Here is a 19,262-nt window from a genome sequence, read left to right on the forward strand (position 1 = left end):
AAATACTGGAAGGCAAAGCGTTTGGCCTGATCTTTGAAAAACCCAGTACCCGAACATATGTTTCCTTTGATATAGCAATCAATGACCTGGGTGGGCACTCAGTTACGCTACCCGTAACATCACTTGGGAACCGTGAATCCATATATGACATAGCGAAAACCATGGAACGTTATGTAGACGGCCTGATTATAAGAACATTTAAACAGCAGACCTTAGAAGATTTTGCCAGATATTTTTCCAAGCCTGTTATCAATGCTCTCTCTGATAAATTTCACCCCTGCCAGATTATGGCAGACTACCAGACTATAGTAGAAAAAAAGGGTAAGAAAAAAGTAAAGATAGCCTATCTTGGTGACGGTTTTAATGTAGCCAACTGCCTGACTATTCTTTCCAGTACAGTGGGTTATGATATACACCTGGGAATGCCAAAAGGTTATGAACCTTCCGCTGAAATTTTAGCCCTGGCGAAAAAAAATGCCCTAAAAAGCGGATCCAGTATAGTTGTAAGTCATGACGCAAAGGCGGTAGCAGAAGATGCCGATGTTTTATATACCGACACGTGGATTCCCATGGGCAAAGAAGCTGAGGAAAATAAACGCATCAAAGTATTTCAACCTTTTCAATTGAACACGACCATTCTAAAAAAAGCTAAAAAAGACGCAATAGTAATGCATTGTCTGCCGGCACATCGGGGACAGGAAATAACCGATGAAGTCATCGACGGCAAGCAATCAGTTGTATTTGATGAAGCTGAGAACAGACTGCATATTCAAAAAGCGATTCTCACTTATTTATACAGCTAAGCAGTACATTCCTGTATTATATTTAACCTGTAAACAAATTTAATGTCCATTTAAAAAAATGCTATACTAAAAATAATGATAAAAAACATAACAATCCAAAGCTTTAAGCCCGGCCAGGAAAAAGAAATCTATTTGTTGATTAAAAAGGTTTTTGACGAACTGATCGGCATTGAATATTCCGCTGAAGGTATAACGAGTTTTTATGATTTTATAGATCCGCAAAATATCCTGAACAGATTTCTAAACAAAAATATTATACTTCTGGCAAAAGACAATGGAAAGATCGTCGGAATGCTGGAAACACGAGACTTTAATCATATCTGCCTGTTCTTTGTAAACAAAAAATATCACCATCAAGGGATCGGTAAAAAATTATTTTTGAAAATGTTAAGTATGGTAAAAAGTCATACAAAATTTATTGATGTAAACGCTTCACCATATTCTGAAAAAATTTATGCGAAATTGGGCTTCCAAAAAACAAGCGAACAAACAGTTAAAAATGGTATAAAATTTATCCCGATGAAAATGACTATATCGTCCTCATAATTAATTTACTTCCGCTTAAATATGGCCTCCATAATTCTTCCACCCATCTCTTCGTGTGACAATTTTTCTGATATTTCCTGATAATATTTATCCATAGCTGTTTTCAATATTCTGCTTTTCTCCAATTCCTGACCGACATCCTTATTATGGAGGGCGGCATATTTTTTTATTCTATCCAGTTCAAGTACAAATTCGCTGAACTGTGCCTGATCAGGGCTGTTACTTGCGATATCAGCCAATAACTTTTCACACCAAACAATTTCGGAATTTAACTGCACTTTCCCAAAATCCATCAATCCTGCTCTTATCATTTGTTCAGCAATAGTCTGTTGAGGCTGTGAACCCCCTACAACTCCTATTCCCTTTCTGGATTTTTTTTGTTTTTTTAAATTGATAATTTTCTTATTCAAATGCTATTCCTTTTGCAATTTATTTATATATCGTATCAGGGTAGGAATAAAATTCATCAGACTAATTTTATTGCTAAGTTTTTGATTCAAGTGAAAACATGTTTCGATAATTTTATGAATTAAAAATCTAGCGATGAAACTCGCTGTCCAGAGGTTTCCCGAAAAATTTGTGAGCCAGCTTTGCTTTGGTCCCGTCTAAAATATTATAAACACAGGGGACTACAACCAGGGTAAGCATAGTTGCCACAGCCAAACCGAAAATAACGGCATTAGACATAGAGGCCCACCATTCTGAAGAATCGGAATGTGTAACAATAATAAACTTGTGAAAATCTATACTCACACCTGTAGACATCGGCAGCAATCCCAGAATTGCCGTAGATGCGGTAAGCAGCACCGGACGTGTTCTGATAATGCCCGCGTGGACCAGGGCTTCAATCCTGCTCATGCCTTTTTCGCGCAGTCTGACTGTGAAATCCAGAAGCAATATACCGTTCTTAACGACTATACCCGCGAGAGTGATTACACCGACACCGGTCATGATGATACAAAAAGGTGTTCTGGTAATTATCAGGCCCCAGAGCAGCCCGATAAACGTTAAAACAATTGTACCCAGTATGATAATGGGTATCAGGAAGGAATGAAACTGAGCTATCAATACTAAAAAAATTAAAAATATGGTAAACAAAAAAGCATTGGATAAAAAGCTCGAGGCTTTTTTCTGTTCTTCTTCTTCACCGGTAAAACTTATTTTATAACCTTCAGGTACTACCAGGGTTTTTGCCAGCATTTTTTTAACGTCCCCTCGCAAGACCTGGCTGTTATAACCTTTCTCAACTTCAGCGGTAACTTCTATTACCCGATCAAACTCTTTATGCTGGATATAACCTATTCCTTTAGAAAAATGAATATCTGCGAAAACTTTCAGGGGTATATTTTTACCCTGGAAATTCATAACAAAAATATTTTCTATATCCTCCAGGTTTTGTCGGCTTTCCTGGGGATAACGCACGGTTATATCGTATTCATCACCGGTATCCTTGTCCCTGAAAACTGATACTTTTGTACCGTAAATAGCTGTTCTTATGGCTCCGGCAACTAACGCCGTATTAACTCCCAGTAAAGCCATTTTGCCACGATCCAGGCTCACGGTTATTTCCGGCAAACCTTCTTCATAAGTATCCTGAATATTAATGAGGCCTTTTATATTTTTTAATTGTTTCTGCACTTGTTCGGAATAATCAATAAGTTTGTCAAAGTTCTCGCCGCTGATACGTACTGATACAGGAGCTCCTCTGGGAGGGCCTCCCTCAGGTCTGGTAACATCAATCTCCGCACCCGGCACATCTCTAACCTCTTCCCTTATTTTTTTCAAGGTATCTCTGGGGTCGAAATCCTTACCGACCGGATCAATGGCCCGCTGCTTAAAATCTATAGCAATCTGCGCTTTATTGGGATTGGTCTGGCCAGGGTTAAATCCGCCTATCTGACCACCGATATTGGCGTTGAAATTTTTAATATCATCATATTTATATAGAAATTTTTCTATCCTTGAGGCGACTTTGTCGGTCTCGCTCAAAACAGCATCGCCTGGCAACTTCACAGTAATATAACCCTGAGTAGGTGTTATATCCGGGAAAAAAATCACTCCTTTGCCCAATTTACCATAGGCGATTATTGAAATTATGAGCAGCATGAATACAAAACCAATTGTAGCTTTGCTATGTTTTAAAGCAAATCTGAGCAAACGCTCATAAGCCTGCATAATACGCCCAGGTTGTTTCTGATTGTCTTCACCTTCATTTTGAAAATTTTGTTTGTGAGCGGAAGCAATACCCATTATCCGCGAACCGATAACCGGATTTACAAACAGCGCAATGACCAGAGAACAGGTTAATGTAACAATGACCGTAACCGGCATATAACCCATGAACTTGCCCATAATCCCAGGCCAGAAAACAAGAGGGAAAAAAGCCGCGAGAGTGGTAAGAGTAGAAGTTATTACCGGTATGGCAACTTCTTTGGTACCCTGGTAACAGGCTTTTTTCAACTTTACACCTTTTTCCAGATAACGATAAATGTTTTCAACTACAACTATGGCGTCATCGGCCAATAATCCCAAAACCAATACCAGGGAAAACAATACAATCATATTCAGCGTGTAACCCAGTTTCTGCAAAATTATAAAAGACAAAAACATGGAAAGCGGTATTGCGGTTGATACAAGAATAGCGTTACGAAATCCAAGGAAGATAAACAGAACTATAGCTACTAAAAGAAATCCGGTAATAACATGATTTTCCAGATCAAAAACCATTTCCTTGATTTGTATAGACTGGTCACCTACAAAAGATATCTTCAATCCTTCAATCTTCTGCTTTTTCATATAGTCGTTAGTAACTTTTTTCACTTTTTCGGAAATTTCCAGCAAATTGGTACCGGACCTTTTGGTTAGTGAAATCGAAATGTTCGGTTCGCCGTTAAATCTGGAGTAACTTTCCTGATCTTTGAATGTATCTACAACTTCGGCGATATCCTTTAAAAATATCGGAGTACCTTTGGCGGACTTTATTATGATATTACGAATTTCTTCGATGTTATTAAACTCCCCCGGTATTCGTATGGAATATTTGGCTTTACCCATATCAATATTACCGCCGGGGATGTTGATATTTTCACCCTGAATAGCCCTGGCAATATCCATGTAGGACAGCAGTTTTTCCTGTAATTTTTCAGGAGAAACGATAATTCTAATTTCTCTTTCCTGGCCGCCGATAACATTTACGTCCAGCACTCCATTAACTTTTTCCAGTTCGTCTTTGAGCTTGTCTGCTATTTGCTTAAGCCTTACCAGGTCCAGACGTCCATATAAGTTAACATAAATAAATGGAAAATTTTCGAAACTGAACTCATTCACCGCGGGTGGGTCAGCGTCTTTGGGCAAATCGTTCTTGGCCAGATCAACCCTGTCTTTAACACGCTGCAAATCGGTTTCGATATCTGTATCGGGTGAGAACTCCAGAAAAATAGAAGAAACACTTTCACGGGATGTACTGGTGATTTTATCCAGACCTTTAATATTTTTTAATTTCTTTTCTAAAGGGTCGGTAACTAATGTTTCTATGTCCTTGGGTGATACACCAAGATAAAAAGTGTTTATAAAAATATAAGGTACCTTGATATCAGGGAATATTTCTCTGGGCATGGAAAAATAAGATTTGATACCAAAAATTACTATGATAAAAACAGTAACAAAAATTGTAAGATAATTTTTTATAGCGAATTTAATAAGTTTCATTCTAAAATTACCTCAGTATTTTATTCGATAACATTAACTTTGGAATTTTCCGCTACATATTTGTTGCCTTCAATTATCAAATGATCTCCCTTTTTTAAACCCTTGATAACCCTGACAACATCTTCCTTGGCGTCTCCCAGCTCAATATCTCTTCTTACGGCTATCCCGTTTTCTTCCAGATAAACATAGTTTCCGTTACCGGATTGTTCAACAAGACTGAAAGGTATAACAACTGCGTTCTGATAGGTGTCCAGGAGGATAGAAATATCCGCGATCATGCCACCTTTGACGATCCCGTTTTTGTTGTCAAATTCAATCAATACCGGAAAAGTTTTGGTATCCTGATTGGCCTGAGTACCGACATGGGTAATATCTCCGGTAATAACCAGTTCAGGGTAGGCGCTAAGTTTTATAGTAACATCATTACCTTTTCTAATTCTTACTATACTTAATTCATTTACACCGACTTCAGCTTCCATTTTATCGGTATTTACAATTCTTACAATTTGTTTGCCAGGTCCTGCGGTTTCGTAAAGGTCTATATATTTTTCGGCTATTACACCGTTTATAGGACTTACAATTTTGGAGTTATTAAAATTTATTTTGGCCAGGCTTAAAGAGGCCTGCGCAACCTTAAACTGAGTAGCAGCTCCTTCTATCTGCTGATCGGAGATAAGTTTCTTTTCAAATAAATTTTTTTGTCTTTTATAAGTACTGGCTGCCAACTCATAGTTAGCCTGTGCTTGTCTCAAAGTAGCTTCTACCATATCAGGATCAATACGGGCTATAAGCTGGCCCTTTTTAACTTTCATACCGATTTCGGCATTCAAATAGGTCACTTCTCCACCCAATTTTGCGCTTATGACATAATCTTCTTTGGCCTTTAAAGTGGCAACCGTTTTTACGTTGGCGGTAAAATTCTGTTCTTGCAGGACCATTATCTTTACAGGTATTATTTTGTCCTGTCCGTTTGCAGACTGTTTATTTTCCAGGCTTAGCTTTTTGGCTATTTTTGCCTGCTGCAAAGCTGCCTTTGAATTTTTTCTGGTTATAAAAGTGTTGCAACCAAAAATTACCAGGATAATAATTATGGCAATGACCAGAGTTTTTTTCATAATTTATACTCCTTTTCCACGTATCTGGCTAACTGGCCAATAGACTTCAGCCATTTGATAACCTGCAGCGCATATTCCACTTTCGCTTCAATGAGCTTGCTTCTGGCGTTCAAAAGCTGATTATGCGCGTCGATTAACTCCAGATTAGTGACGTCTCCTAAATTATATCGTGAGCGAGTGAAGTTTGTTGCTTCAATATTTACTTTTTCTTCTTCTTCGATAGATTCTATTTTTGCTTTGGCTGCTTTAATACCATGCAGATTATTGGTCAGTTCATTATCAATTGATTTTTTCATCTGCTCCTGTTGCTTGCTGATAATTTCATAATTGGCCTGAGCTTCATCTACTTTGGACTGAGTTGTTCCGAAATCAAAAACATTCCAGTTGCCGTTAATACCATATGACCAATCACGATTGGCATCATTAAAACTGAAACCGGTACTATTTTGATAACCATAGGAACCGACCAGCATGACTGTCGGCCAGTAGTTGCCGCGCTGAATATCGATATTTGTCTGCAACAGCTTTAAAGTATTCTCAAACTGCAGATAGTCACTGCGTTCATTAATAACTTTATTCAAATCCGCATCCACAGGATAATTATTAGCCTGATACAGATCATTGATAATAGAGCTGTCCAGCTTTCTTACTGCCAATTTTGTATTAAGTAAAAGTTCCAAATTGTTATATAAAGTATCAAGGTTGTTTTTTAAATTTATTAGCGATACCTTAATCGACGCCAAGCCGGACTTGCTGCGTAAAACATCCATCTGGGTAGCCAGACCGTTCTTTTGAAGTTCCACAGCTTTATTTAATATCTGGTCAAATTGCTTTTTTGTGTCTTCCAGAACTTCGATATTTTTTTCCAGTTGAATTATTGTTAAGTATAAACTGAATATATTTGAATAAACTTCTTCTTTAGTAAAATCAAGCTGGGCCTGCGCCGCTTTAAGCCCATAATCAGAAGCAATGATTGCCGGCATAACATTTCCGTTAAAAATTATTTGAGATACTGAAGCCTTGGCAGAATAAATATCATTCACATTCAAAGCAGATAAGCTGCCAAATGCTGACATATTAATAGATGGAACATTGGCAAAAGCAGCTCCGAAACTTGAAAAAGCAGTATTAGACAATCGGTTCTGATAACTATCAATCTTGTTATAGCCCGCTGCTATTGAAAATTTGGGAAAAACCGTTGACCAGGCCTGATTGGTTTGCGCCCTGGCTATATTATATTTATCACGGGCGATCTGGATCTGCAGATTGTTTTGATTTGCTAAATTGATTACCGCGGGAATGCTTACAATATCTGAAGAAACAACCTCGGCCCATAAACCAGCAGAAAGTAATATCAAAATTAGAACTATTCTTTTCATCAGATCACCTTTTTTGCTTTATGAACACTGTTCATTATAGCATGAAACCTTGCTTCGTCAACCATGATTATATTAACTTTTGTTCGTTAATATTTCAATTAAATAATTTTGCTGAAAATTTCAGCCAAATCTGCAACTTTTACCTTTTATGTACGTTATTTTAATAGGTAAATACGCGTATGAAAATGAACTTTAAAATTATCCATTCACCTCTGCAAATTTCTATTACCGAAAATCCAGGTTGTGATTACCTGAATAATCCGGTCAAATGGGATTTCCAGAAAAGGATCCAGGATACATCGCTGGATGTGTTTTCTTACACAAAACTGGGCAACAATCTGAACCTTGTCGTGTGGTGCGATACTGAGGGGATACTGGTTAACCCTACTACCGAATCACTGAATGTTCTGCAATGCGCCGGGATCAACATGAACCTTATAAAGGTGGTAATAATCACTGAAAATAATCAGGCTGTAGCTGACGGGCTGTTGAAATTGATATTAAATCGCGAACGCCTTCAGGTTGTAGCTGATGAAAGAGTTCTGCAGGAACTTCAAAACATGCTTGATAATTTGAACCCGGAATTCAGCGGCGAATATGATATAAAAAGCTGGATAGATTTCATACCTTTGTCTGCTGAATCGTCGGCTTTAATAAAATCCGGAGATTCACAGCAGTTAAAAATAGCCGCAAAGACCTCAGGTTTGTTTATAAAATTCAAAAAACATACATTGTTACTAGCCCAGGTTATGCACAAAAAACTGCTGGAAAATGAAATTATCATAGCGAGAAAACCTGATAAGGATTTTCTAAAAAGTTATTTGAGAGGGGTGGCCTTATTTTCACATCTTGACGATAAAGACCTGGAAACAATCATCGCGGAGTCGGAAGTAAAGGAAGTCCTGCCTCAGGAAAATATTGTAACCGAAGGAGAAGAATCCGATGCCTGCTATGTGTTGCTCAACGGTAAAGCCGATGTTGTAAACAAACAACAGGAAACAGTCTGGAGCTTTTGCGGTCGGGATTTTTTCGGAGAAGTGGGCCTGCAAAGTAATCAACCGCGCAACGCCACAATTACTGCCCGTACTTATGTTACTGCGTTAAAAATAAATAAAGATTTATACAACAGAATTATATACAACCCTTTACGCGGCTCCTCACAATTCAATGCCCAATTTAATGCCATCAAATGGAGTCTGGAAGCGTTTTTTAAGAAAATGGCCCCGGATATTCATCTTTCCGAAGCTTCTCTGGAGGAGATAGCTCTAAGGGTAAAACCGGAAAAATACACTGATGAAGTTCAGGAAGGCGCTGTCGGTGATTGTGCCTATATTATTCTGGAAGGCGATGTAAAGGTTAGCAGACACGGGCAGGACCTGGCCATACTGGGACCGTTATCCATCTTTGGAGAAATGGCGCTATTGATGTCTTCAGCCAGAAGAACGGCAACAGTTACCTCTGAAAAAGGGCAAGAAGTAAAAGTTCTGAAAATAAACAGAAAACTCTTTGAATTTATTCTTTATCGTTACCCTGGCGTGGACAAGGGATTAAAAGAAATAATGCTGCAGCGTAAAAGGGAAAGCCGAGCCAGGTTATTCCGGCCGTATCAGGTGTCTACCTCGGAAATCACGTCCCCTGTCTTTATCAAGAATACAACCGATGTAACTCTGCTCAGCAGATGGAACGGATTTCTGAAATTATTTTCCATAGAATTTAAAGCTGTAAGGACCAGTTTGCCGGAATTCAAAAAAATGACCGGAGAGATAGCTTTGCTGCAAAACCTGATAACAGGTTTGCTGGGTGAGACTTTATTAAGACAAGGTTACATTCAAAAAATCATTATGGGGGTAAACCTTAATAATCAGCGGATAGTCTACCTACCTTCAGAAAAAACACTGCTGGTATCTAAAGAATTATTTTCCTCAGATCGTGATACATTTATCAGGACCTGCCTGGTAGAACTTGGGAAAATAGTTTCGGTCTACCTCTGGGAAACAGAATTGACGCAGTCTGAAAAAACCGAACTGGAAGGAGACCTTTCCTTTCTTTTTAAACATGCCGACCTTCTTCCGGCAAATCTGAAAACCGGTATCGAAGGCTGTCTGCCTGATGCTGCCAGCATTATTATTCATTTTTTCAGACAATATGTCTTGTCCGGCGATGAGTTCAGAAACAGTTTAGCTTCGCTGGAACTGAATACGGAAATAAAAACAGCCCTGTCCCATATTTACAACTTGTTTAAAAACCTGCAATTTGCCGGGCGGGAATTTACAAATCACCAAATTCAACTGGATCTGTTTTCCCAGGATACCGCTTTAAGACATAACAGACTGCAGACCAAAGAACTCACTAAAGAAAAAGCCGGCGCCGCAGTGGGAGAAATCATCAATACTGCCTTTGCCAGGTTTGTTTACTACGATAAAACTTATTTATATAAAAAAATCTACGAACCTGAAATTTTTAATACGGTTAAATTCAATTTGATCCGGCAGATGAACAAACAGTTCACACATTTTAATATTCAGAAATTTTCAGACCATGTAATTGAAATATCGGTTTATGATCCGGCTATCCAGGAACGTTTTATACTTACTTTCAATCGGGTAAGGAACGGAAAATTCTACGGCTGGAAGCTAAATGAGACATTGCTCGCCACAAACCATATGAAGAATGTACCGCCTCCGGTAAAAGTGATACTGGTAAATCTGGAAAGTCAGCAATTCGGCGGTGTAAAAGGTACTCCTGAAAATGTGCTTACACTGGAAGCGTATTTGAATGCCTATGAAAAAGAAAAAGCCAGCGCTTCTATTTATGATTGCCAGTGGCCGGAAAATAATCTTGATTCCTTGCAAGCTGAGCTGGAATTAAATTGCCCGGACGTAATTGGTATTTCCGCTACTTTCGGCACATTGGGCGAACTGGAAAAACTGCTAACAAATCTGGAAAAACTTAAGAAAAAACCGTTAATAGTGGTAGGCGGCCTATTGAGCACCTGGACATATGATTATATTCTGGAGCGCTTTCCCAATGTTTTCTGCTCACGGTACGAGGGTGAAGAATCGCTGGCCAAACTTGTTGAACTGTTAAGCAATTTACCTGTAGATAATCTTCACCAGTTCATTACAAATAATCTGAGTGAATTATCCCTGATCCCCAACCTGGCCTTTAAACATGACGGACAGCTGCATGTTCACCCGCATATGTTTGTTGATCCTGCCACCATACCTGTGCCGGACAGACAGACAAACATAGATCGGGAAATCGCGGCCGGGTTTTTGCTGAACGCCGAAGGACTGGGTAGAGGCTGCGGTTACAGAAAATGCTGGTTTTGCACACATACACATGGAAAGATCAGATTTTTTCCTATGGAAAGATCAATAAAAGACTTTGAAGCTTACATGGAAGCCGGAGCGCCTTTCATTATTTATGTAGATGAAGATTTTTTATCCACGGAAAATTTTCAAAAAGGAATTGATTTTGCGAGTGAGGTGCTCAAACTCAAATCGAATTCCAGCAAGCCTTCTCCGGCTTTTTATATTGCCGCCAGAGCACAGGCTATTTTTAAGGCAAATGACCCTGAAGGAAATGAAAAACGTCTGGAAGTGTTACGTTTGCTCAAAAAAGCCGGTCTTAACAAAATCTTTTTGGGCGGTGAATCCGGTTCTGAAACCCAGTTTCACAAAGTGTACCATAAAGGCGGCAGCATCGCTGAGGTAGAAAAAGCCATTGAGATACTCAGACAGGAAGGTATTCAGGTTGTGGTCGGCTATATCACTTTTGATCCGGCGCTTACCCTGTCCGGCCTGGAAGATGATCTGGCCTTTATGCTCCGCAACAAACTTGTGGATGTTGACCCCCTGACAGAACCGCTCAATCCTTTTAAATATTACCGGGCGCAAATCGGCTCCACCCTTGTCAATAAATTCAGAAATATCGGGCTTATCTCCAGTTCCTTAAACAATGATCTGCTCTCCTATGATACTGTTTACCGTAACCAATTTATAAGTCTCATTACCGGTGCGGGTAATGTCTGGAAAAATATAACCAACGAGCTGGACTATTATTTGAAGGGTGTTTTGTGGTTTGCTGAGCAATCTGAGGAAGAAATGAAAAGGGCCGGGCATTTTGTAGGTCTCTATAACCATTTGAAGTCTCTGGATTTTCAGCTTATCGCCGCGCTTAATTCCATATTGAAGGTCATGGACATTACCGAGAGACAATGGTTAGACCGGCTGACCTTAAAACTTGACGGCCTTGAACCGCAAAAAATCATTTATGAGCTGAACAGGCTGTTTTTCCCGCATACGGAACTTGTGAAAAGTCTGGAAGATTATATCGCTAAAAACCCGGTCAAACTTGACGGTCAATTAATAAAAGATTTCATCCTGGGTAATTTCCCTGAAAATTTTGATTTCGGCACAAGTGACATAAATACTTATAAGACATGGCTAAAAGAAATAAGAGAAGATATAGGGCATCAACTAGTTTTTTACTTTAATAATAAAGAAGAAAAAAATAATCTTATAACTGATATAAATAAAACTGTAGCTGATTATCTGCATAAAAGATTGAAACTTTTAGAAAATTTCTCAGGTTCCAACTGGGAGGATTATTACAACATTCATCCTGAGGCAATTGTCCGGGGCCTGGAGTTTCAAAAAGCCATTAAAAAAAGTATCAGGGAGCATAAAAACACTCTGGAGAGTTCCGCGCAATATATAACTGAAGGTGTACTTAATAATCCGGAATTTAAAATCTACTGGAGGACAAGTTTTGATGATTACCTGTCATACAGGCACCCGAGCCTTATCCGTCCTGTGCAGGCCCTGTATAAACTCTTTGACAGCCTGAAGGATTTTCCAAAGGGTATTGCCAAAGGTGTTGATGGTATTTATCTATACCCTGAGGAAAAAATATATAAGGATAAAAAATTATCGTCATCAGTTAATGTTATGGAACTGGCCAATGAATATGTTCAAAAACTGGCGATTAATGTACTCGATGTTTTCGCAGAGAATGAGCAGACAATCAGGGCCCTAAACAATATGTACCGGAAAGCAAAAGATCATCTTTATACCGACCTGCAGTCCGTTCTTGATGACTTACAGGCACTTTATCGTCAGCTTGGAAACACACTTGAATCCGGCACGGAATATCTTGGAATTTCAGCAAATCCCGCGACACTTGACGGGAAGTCCCTGTTAAAATTAAACGAAAATACTACTATTGTACTGAAAAATAAAAATATGGTTTCTCAAATGACCATTTCCGGACTTGATAAATTTCTGGAAATTGACGGCGATAACCTGGAAATAAAAAATCAGCAACAATTTATTACTGCATTTAACACCTTATTTGATTCTATCCTCAAACAACCTTTTGCCCGTGAGCAGGAAAAGATCAATATTATAAACACACTTATGGCCATGCTGCTTAAATGTACGCAGGTAACTGAGGATTGGCTAAATGAACTGGCGGAAAAATTTGATCGCAGCATAAAACCGATGACTGTATATCTTCCTGATACAGCATCTTATCATGATTGGCAGAAGCTTAATCCGAATGTTGCTTTTACTTTTGTCCACCCGGAAATTTTCGCCAGGGCCTGGCCGGGCCTGGAAAATCATCTGGGGAAAATATTACTCCTGGCTAACCCACAGCAGCTGGACAATTTCCAGAATATGCTGGAACTGTTTCGAAAAGGGAAAATTGATCCTGCCTGGATTACCTTTATTTATGAAATGTTTTTCAACATACTGACCGCGAACAGTTTTGCCCGCAATAAAAATCAGGATGATATCGTAAATAATTACACCACCCTTTCCATGAGGCTGATGCCAAAAAAGACACCGGTAATCCTGCTCAAAAAAAATGATCCCAGGGTTCAGCATTTTATATCTGAACAAAAAGATGTTAATGAATATCTGCAAAAAGACAGCGATAAAGTAAGGTTTATTGTCCATCCGCAGGTTTATGATGAATGGAAACGTAACGGCGCGGTGCCATTTGGCAATGAAGAAATAGAATGGGGCCTTACCTATCCTACTTCCTCAGCCAGGACCCTGTATGTTCTACATGACGAGGGGGATATAATTGCCAAAACGCATTCAGGCATATGGATAGGGCCGTCCAAAAGACACTTTAAAAAAGATAATGTGGAACACAGCCGCGAGATTTCTCAAAAAATAATAAATTCTTTAAGTAAAAACGAACTCCCCAGAGACATTAAAAATCAATTCGGATTTATTGACGACAGTTGCGCTTCGATCATCAATGATCCTGCTTACTATCCTGACGGTGGCAGTATAGGAATGACCGTACGCAGTGCCAAAGCTTACCCTCAGATTAACAACGCTTCTGACAAACGGGTGCTGATACCGGCTTTCGGCATGCATAATAACGCCGTTAACCTGCAAAACAATCCTGCCCCGCACGTTCTGGTACAGTTCATAGAAAACAATATTAAAAATACCGGAGAAGAACCGCTCAAATATTTTATGGAAACTATTTTAAGACCGCTGTACCGTATGTTCCTGTACTTTATGTTTAAACAAGGCATACTGCTGGAGCCTCACGGGCAGAATTTCTTTCTGGAAGTGAATGAAAAAGGCCAGCTGACACGTCTTGTTTTTAAAGACTGGCAAAGCACTATGGTAGACATGGAAACCCGTATCCAGCGCGGTTTACCCACTGACCAGATATTAAAACATCATTTTGGCAAAGAAGCCGGGATATCGTTAAGTCTCAGTCTGGTTTTCGATTATTATTTCGGCACCTATCTTTTTGAAAAAGTCCTGAAGACCATGGTCAACGCTTATCATGGACAAACCGCCAAAGAAGAGTTTGAACTTAAATTGGTTACCATGTTCAAACAAATATTTGAAGAAGAAGTAGACAAATATAAAAGCCGTAAAAATGAATTTCCGGATTTTCTGGTGAGGCACGGTAAAAAGCCCAAGGATGACCTGAGTAATAATGTATATTTCGCGGTTAACGGGCCTCCGGAATTCAGAAATACTTCTTTTGAAAGATCTATTTTTCAGGCGGTGGCTGAAAGGCAATACCGCGGGAAAATAACTGTGGACCTGAAAACCATACAGGAAGAAAACGCCATTATCACCGGACAAACATCTGAAACTTCAAAAAACCAGATCGACCTGGAAAAAACCAGATTATTTCTGAAAAATAATAACCAGTGGACTGACGTGCGCGAATTGCCGCCAAAAAGTTCTGAAAGTGCCGGAGCGTTTTATATGGTCTTACCTGACAATTTTTCCGCTGATAAAAAGTATGACCTGCAGGTCCTGCTGCATGGCATGGATTCCAGTGTAACAGATGCTTATAGCTGGGCAGACAAGCTCGCCCGACCTGACACAATTTTTATAATCCCCTTTGCCCCCTGGGAACAAGCCGGAAAAAGATACACCTGGTATACCAGAGAAGCTGTAGAACCAACCAAACAGGTATCCCTGGAATATCTGAAAGACATTACCCGGCACGCAAAAAGTCTGCTCAACATTAACAAATGTTATATCGGTGGCAATTCTATGGGGGGATATATGGCTGTTCACAGCCTGTTTACTGACAAGGACAATCTTTTTGACGGGGCTTTCGCGATTAACGCGCCTTTCAAAACAACTTATCTGGGGTCAGACCTGGAGTCGGTTACAGACGGCAGGCAAAAACCGGTACTTCTATTTCATTTAACTAAAGATGACATTGTTAATCCGCAACAAAGTGAGGACGCGGCAAATTTTCTTGGAAAACACGGTTACCAACCTCGAACCAGAGTTTTTCAGATGGGTCAGCATCACGAGCTTACACCATTGATGGCCTCTGAAATATCACAATTTTTTGCCGGTCCTGCCAAGCAACCCGTTGCTGAACTTGATAAAATGTTAAGTGAGCTTCCTGCCAAAATGTTTAATGAGCTTTCCGCAACCTGTATCGATATAAAAAACACCGGTTCGATACAAAACTATTTATATAAAAAATTGTATGACAAAACAGCCGGTTTCCATGAACGCAGCCTGAGCCTGGCTTTGCTTGAAAAATTAAATGATAAACGTATTTACAGTTCCTGGGAAAATCATTCCCATATTAATCAATTGACCGAATCCAAGGCAAAACTGGCTACACTGGAAAGAACGCTGTTTTACTTAACAGCACATTTGGCTTATTTGGACTTAAATGATTTAACAAGCCCGGCAAAAGAAAATTTTGCGGTAATTGCATCTTCTTTTCGCAAAATACAATATGATTTCAACGAATTGCTGATTAAAAATGAGGCAACAATGAATTTAAATATCATAAAAAATCTGACCGCGAAAATTGACTGGCTTTACGACTCGGCGTTAAATCTGCAAAAAGAACTGTTCAGATTAATTTATCGCCCAAAGTAAGTAATATATCCTCTTCTATACTTGTCTCACAAAATACAAAATGAGTTAATTTATTATTCCAGCGACCCAATCTGCGACCTAGGCGAGAAGCGGGAATCTGTTATCTACAGGATTTCGTAATTAATGGATTCTCCGGTCAAGCCGGAGAATGACATCGTGATATAATGCGACTCGGCGTTAAATCTGCAAAAAGAACTGTTCAGAATGATTTACCATCCACACAAGGAATAAAACAGTCGTTATTTTTTATATGGTCCAAATAAATATTAAAGGTAATCCCGCTATTATCCGTGTCGGCTCTTAATGCTTCCATATATTCAGCAAGAAAGTCTCTCACTCCCTGCTCCACTCCAGGCATCTTAAAATGCCCGAAATCCATAAAAATATCTATGTGCTTTATCCCTTTCTTGAATTTAGCCAGGGTCACCAGATCATCAAGATATTTTTTTAAGTCAGCCAGAGTTACATCAAGCGGTTGCCCGAATTGCGGATTTATATCTCCGGTAAAAATTCTGGATTTGCTGCCGTTTGAATGCACATAACCGAAACTGTCTATAAAATGTTTGATCGCGGGATAATTGGAAGAATTAACAGCATATAATTCAGCATTGTTGTCTAAAAACCGATGTAAAGATTTGACCGGCTGCAGCATAACTACATATTCCATATTATAAAAATTTATTTTGTCTTTGAATTTTGTAAAAAATTCAATATCTGTTACAAAAATACCAAAAAACTGTTGTTTTAATGTTTCAATGGGTAAATAAACATTCACCTTTAATCCTTTTTTTACAGCGGCTTCGATCGTAGCTTTAAGGTAAGATGTATGGTCTTTGTGACCATGTGTTATCATAATGTTTAAATCTTTCAAGTCAGGCGCGGATATCTTTAATTCATTTATCAGAAGAGGGGTTAAAGGATTTCCTGCGTCCACTATATTAATTTCATTGTCATCTACAAATATATGAGTTGTCTCATCGGTTTCGATATGAAAGGTTTTCAATTCTTTTATCAAATTTGTGGTTATGTTCCGTAAATTTTCTTCAGTTATGGTGATACTTCTTCCGGGTAAAGCATTAAATACGCAGTACTTGTCGATAAACTCTTTCATTTCAGCTGCATATCGCTGGAAATGACCCTGCTTAACCAATTGCGGAAATAGTTCCGCCAGTCTTTTTGCGGCATTGTCCAGTCTTTGTTCAAACGAGGATATCAACTCCCTGATTTGATCTGCCGGCAATTTGACACAGAAAGTCGTTTCCGAATGAAAAGGTGAAGCAATTGTCTGCAGCGTTCCGAACTGATTGTTGAGGCAATTGGAAATCAGGTCCGGTATGGAAAGAAACGCATCTTTGGATAAAATATTTATTTGCAGTTTTCTTTGCATACCTTTGTTCGCGGCATTCTGTCCGAACCAATGAACAGGTGCTATTTCCGGGGTCGCAGCCAGGTACATGGTTAAGAACTGCAAATCTCCCTTATGCGCGCAGTTTATAACCACACGATCACAATCAGCCAGATCGATTGTCTCCAGCAATTTTTTAAGGGAAGCGACCAGTGCCTTGCCTTCTGCCAAGCCCTCGGTGGTCTTGGGAGTTATTATCAAATCCATGCCCCCGTCATCTCTTTTTTCTGTTAATATTTTAATATATTTATGCGGATCAATCTTACCATTGAGATGAGCCACCTTTATCTCGGCTATAATTTTTGTAAACATAATATTCTCCTTTTATATTTTTTCCTATATATCTTATCGGATAAAAAAATGAAAAATTTCAACTAATAAAAGAAAAATATCTATTTATTCAGGATGGTCTTCAGGATTGTTTCAAACTGTTCATATTCAAGTATTTTCACGTGCGCCATAACCATAAAATTTGAAAGGATGAATTTGGCCAACACAGCTGTTGTGGCTTTTTCGGGAATTTTTATCTGTTTTTGTATCTCTGCCTTTTCCAGAAGATCTGAAATTTTGTTACCCATCATGTTAACGGCAGCATGACCTTTAAGGCACTTTCGCTCATTTTCCAGAAGGTCCATGGAATTTAGCCAAATATCATGGAAAATATCTGTAAAATGTTCAATATTTTTATAGATAATACGCAGTTTTTCATAAATATTTTTTTGTGATACCTCAGTATTATTAAACTCATTATCAAAATCAACCCAATACTGATGCATCAGGGAAGTTAACAGTGCCTGTTTATTAGGGAAATAATTGTATATAGTACCCAACCCTATTTTGCAGAATTTGGCTATATCACGCAAACTGAAATGTTCGCAACCCTTTGATCTCAAATGTTTCAAAGCCTTGCGCAAAATTTCATCGTGTAAATTATTGATAATTTTAGGCATGAACAGTGTTCATTATAGCAGAAAACCGTTATGTATCAAGAAAATGGAATATTCCTAATTATGCAGCAATGTCGAGATCAACCGGTTCAGGCTGTTTATCATATTCTTTTTTTATTTTTTCAAAGGTTCTGTTTTCAGAATCTTTGATGTCATTTTTTACTTTTTCTTTATCCCCATCCAGCTCGACTTTGTCACTCTCAATAAATTTCACTTTCGCTGATCCCAGAGTTTTTACAAAATAATCTATAGCCGGAACAACCTGTTTATGATAAAAATTAATCCTAGACCCTATTACAGACGCAGTATCATCTTCTCTTCCTCTGTAAAGCAACCTCCTGAGCGCCTCTGCATCCGATATTTGCAGAATAAAAACATGATCGATCTCTGAATTTTTTGATTTTAAATATTCACTTAAACCTATTGCCGAACCCAGTGTACGAGGATATCCGTCCAGAATGAACCGCTCATGGCCTGTTCTGGTTATAGCGTCATGAATTATATTTTGCACCCATAAATCAGGCAATAACTTTCCATGATTTACCGAATATCTGAACCAATCCAAAACTGTACTGCCGGTAAAAGGGTCATCTATAACTTTACTGGTTTCATTAATATATTGTTTTGATCTGTCTTCAGCCAATAATGTTTCATCTTCTATCTTTTTCCACCAATTAATCCCGACGGCTTCTAACCTTTCCAATCCTGATCTGGTTGCTGAACTTTTAATTAAATCTCTTAGAATCTGACCGCTGGAAATTATTTCCGTTTTAGACATGCCAAGATAAGACGCGAGCTTAGCTGCCTGTTTTGACTTGCCGCTACCGGAAAGCCCCAGCATTATTATCCTTGCTGTTTTAATATCCTTTGAGTATATGCCAACTTTATTTATTGAAGAAGTTTCGCGAAATTTAACGGATTCATTTTTCCCCGTACTGATTACTTTATATTTCATTT

10 protein-coding genes are annotated in these 19,262 nt (G+C 38.7%); 3 read left to right on the plus strand and 7 right to left on the minus strand.

Annotated elements, in window-relative coordinates; genetic code table 11:
* Positions 1-803: ornithine carbamoyltransferase (argF, locus tag PHV30_01785; GenBank protein MDD5455744.1), on the plus strand; the 803-nt coding region annotated here is incomplete at its 5' end.
* Between the two features lie 75 nt (positions 804-878).
* The gene (locus tag PHV30_01790; GenBank protein ID MDD5455745.1) at positions 879-1,349 is read left to right on the plus strand and encodes a GNAT family N-acetyltransferase; all 471 of its coding nucleotides are present in this window, start codon (positions 879-881) and stop codon (positions 1,347-1,349) included.
* A gap of 5 nt (positions 1,350-1,354) precedes the next feature.
* Here the strand turns inward: PHV30_01790 and PHV30_01795 are convergent, their stop codons facing one another.
* From PHV30_01795 to PHV30_01810, 4 genes are all read right to left on the minus strand, one after another.
* Positions 1,355-1,759, minus strand: coding sequence for a hypothetical protein (locus tag PHV30_01795; GenBank protein ID MDD5455746.1), 405 nt, complete (start codon positions 1,757-1,759; stop codon positions 1,355-1,357).
* 127 nt (positions 1,760-1,886) lie between these two features.
* Positions 1,887-5,057 (minus strand): efflux RND transporter permease subunit, encoded by a 3,171-nt coding sequence (locus tag PHV30_01800; protein MDD5455747.1) that lies wholly within the window; start codon positions 5,055-5,057, stop codon positions 1,887-1,889.
* 20 nt (positions 5,058-5,077) lie between these two features.
* Positions 5,078-6,172: an efflux RND transporter periplasmic adaptor subunit gene (locus tag PHV30_01805; protein MDD5455748.1), complete on the minus strand. Its 1,095-nt coding sequence runs from the start codon at positions 6,170-6,172 to the stop codon at positions 5,078-5,080.
* Positions 6,169-7,551, minus strand: coding sequence for a TolC family protein (locus tag PHV30_01810; protein MDD5455749.1), 1,383 nt, complete (start codon positions 7,549-7,551; stop codon positions 6,169-6,171). The genes PHV30_01805 and PHV30_01810 overlap by 4 nt, the downstream gene beginning before the upstream one ends.
* A 185-nt stretch (positions 7,552-7,736) precedes the next feature.
* Between PHV30_01810 and PHV30_01815 the strand changes: the two genes are divergently transcribed.
* The gene (locus tag PHV30_01815) at positions 7,737-15,953 is read left to right on the plus strand and encodes a cyclic nucleotide-binding domain-containing protein (protein MDD5455750.1); all 8,217 of its coding nucleotides are present in this window, start codon (positions 7,737-7,739) and stop codon (positions 15,951-15,953) included.
* 199 nt (positions 15,954-16,152) lie between these two features.
* Here PHV30_01815 and PHV30_01820 read toward each other — a convergent pair whose 3' ends face one another.
* The 3 genes from PHV30_01820 to PHV30_01830 all read right to left on the minus strand — a co-directional run bounded on the left by PHV30_01820 (position 16,153) and on the right by PHV30_01830 (position 19,260).
* Positions 16,153-17,670 carry a hypothetical protein gene (locus PHV30_01820; protein MDD5455751.1) on the minus strand — a complete coding sequence of 506 codons (1,518 nt, stop codon included), beginning with the start codon at positions 17,668-17,670 and terminating at the stop codon, positions 16,153-16,155.
* Between the two features lie 80 nt (positions 17,671-17,750).
* Positions 17,751-18,308, minus strand: a complete 558-nt coding sequence (locus PHV30_01825; GenBank protein MDD5455752.1) for a TetR/AcrR family transcriptional regulator — start codon at positions 18,306-18,308, stop codon at positions 17,751-17,753.
* Positions 18,309-18,366: 58 nt separating this feature from the next.
* Positions 18,367-19,260 carry a nucleoside monophosphate kinase gene (locus PHV30_01830; GenBank protein ID MDD5455753.1) on the minus strand — a complete coding sequence of 298 codons (894 nt, stop codon included), beginning with the start codon at positions 19,258-19,260 and terminating at the stop codon, positions 18,367-18,369.
* Positions 19,261-19,262: the final 2 nt, after the last annotated feature.

The sequence above is a fragment of the Candidatus Margulisiibacteriota bacterium genome (assembly GCA_028715625.1).
Taxonomy (GTDB): Bacteria; Margulisbacteria; Riflemargulisbacteria; order GWF2-35-9; family GWF2-35-9; genus JAQURL01.

What these genes read in the sequence shown, in the direction of transcription:
- PHV30_01820 (MDD5455751.1), bottom strand. Translation starts at nt 17,670, where the DNA reads ATGTTTACAAAAATTATAGCCGAGATAAAGGTGGCTCATCTCAATGGT.
- PHV30_01830 (MDD5455753.1), bottom strand. Translation starts at nt 19,260, where the DNA reads ATGAAATATAAAGTAATCAGTACGGGGAAAAATGAATCCGTTAAATTT.
- PHV30_01800 (MDD5455747.1), bottom strand. Translation starts at nt 5,057, where the DNA reads ATGAAACTTATTAAATTCGCTATAAAAAATTATCTTACAATTTTTGTT.
- PHV30_01815 (MDD5455750.1), top strand. Translation starts at nt 7,737, where the DNA reads ATGAACTTTAAAATTATCCATTCACCTCTGCAAATTTCTATTACCGAA.
- PHV30_01825 (MDD5455752.1), bottom strand. Translation starts at nt 18,308, where the DNA reads ATGCCTAAAATTATCAATAATTTACACGATGAAATTTTGCGCAAGGCT.
- PHV30_01805 (MDD5455748.1), bottom strand. Translation starts at nt 6,172, where the DNA reads ATGAAAAAAACTCTGGTCATTGCCATAATTATTATCCTGGTAATTTTT.
- PHV30_01810 (MDD5455749.1), bottom strand. Translation starts at nt 7,551, where the DNA reads ATGAAAAGAATAGTTCTAATTTTGATATTACTTTCTGCTGGTTTATGG.
- PHV30_01790 (MDD5455745.1), top strand. Translation starts at nt 879, where the DNA reads ATGATAAAAAACATAACAATCCAAAGCTTTAAGCCCGGCCAGGAAAAA.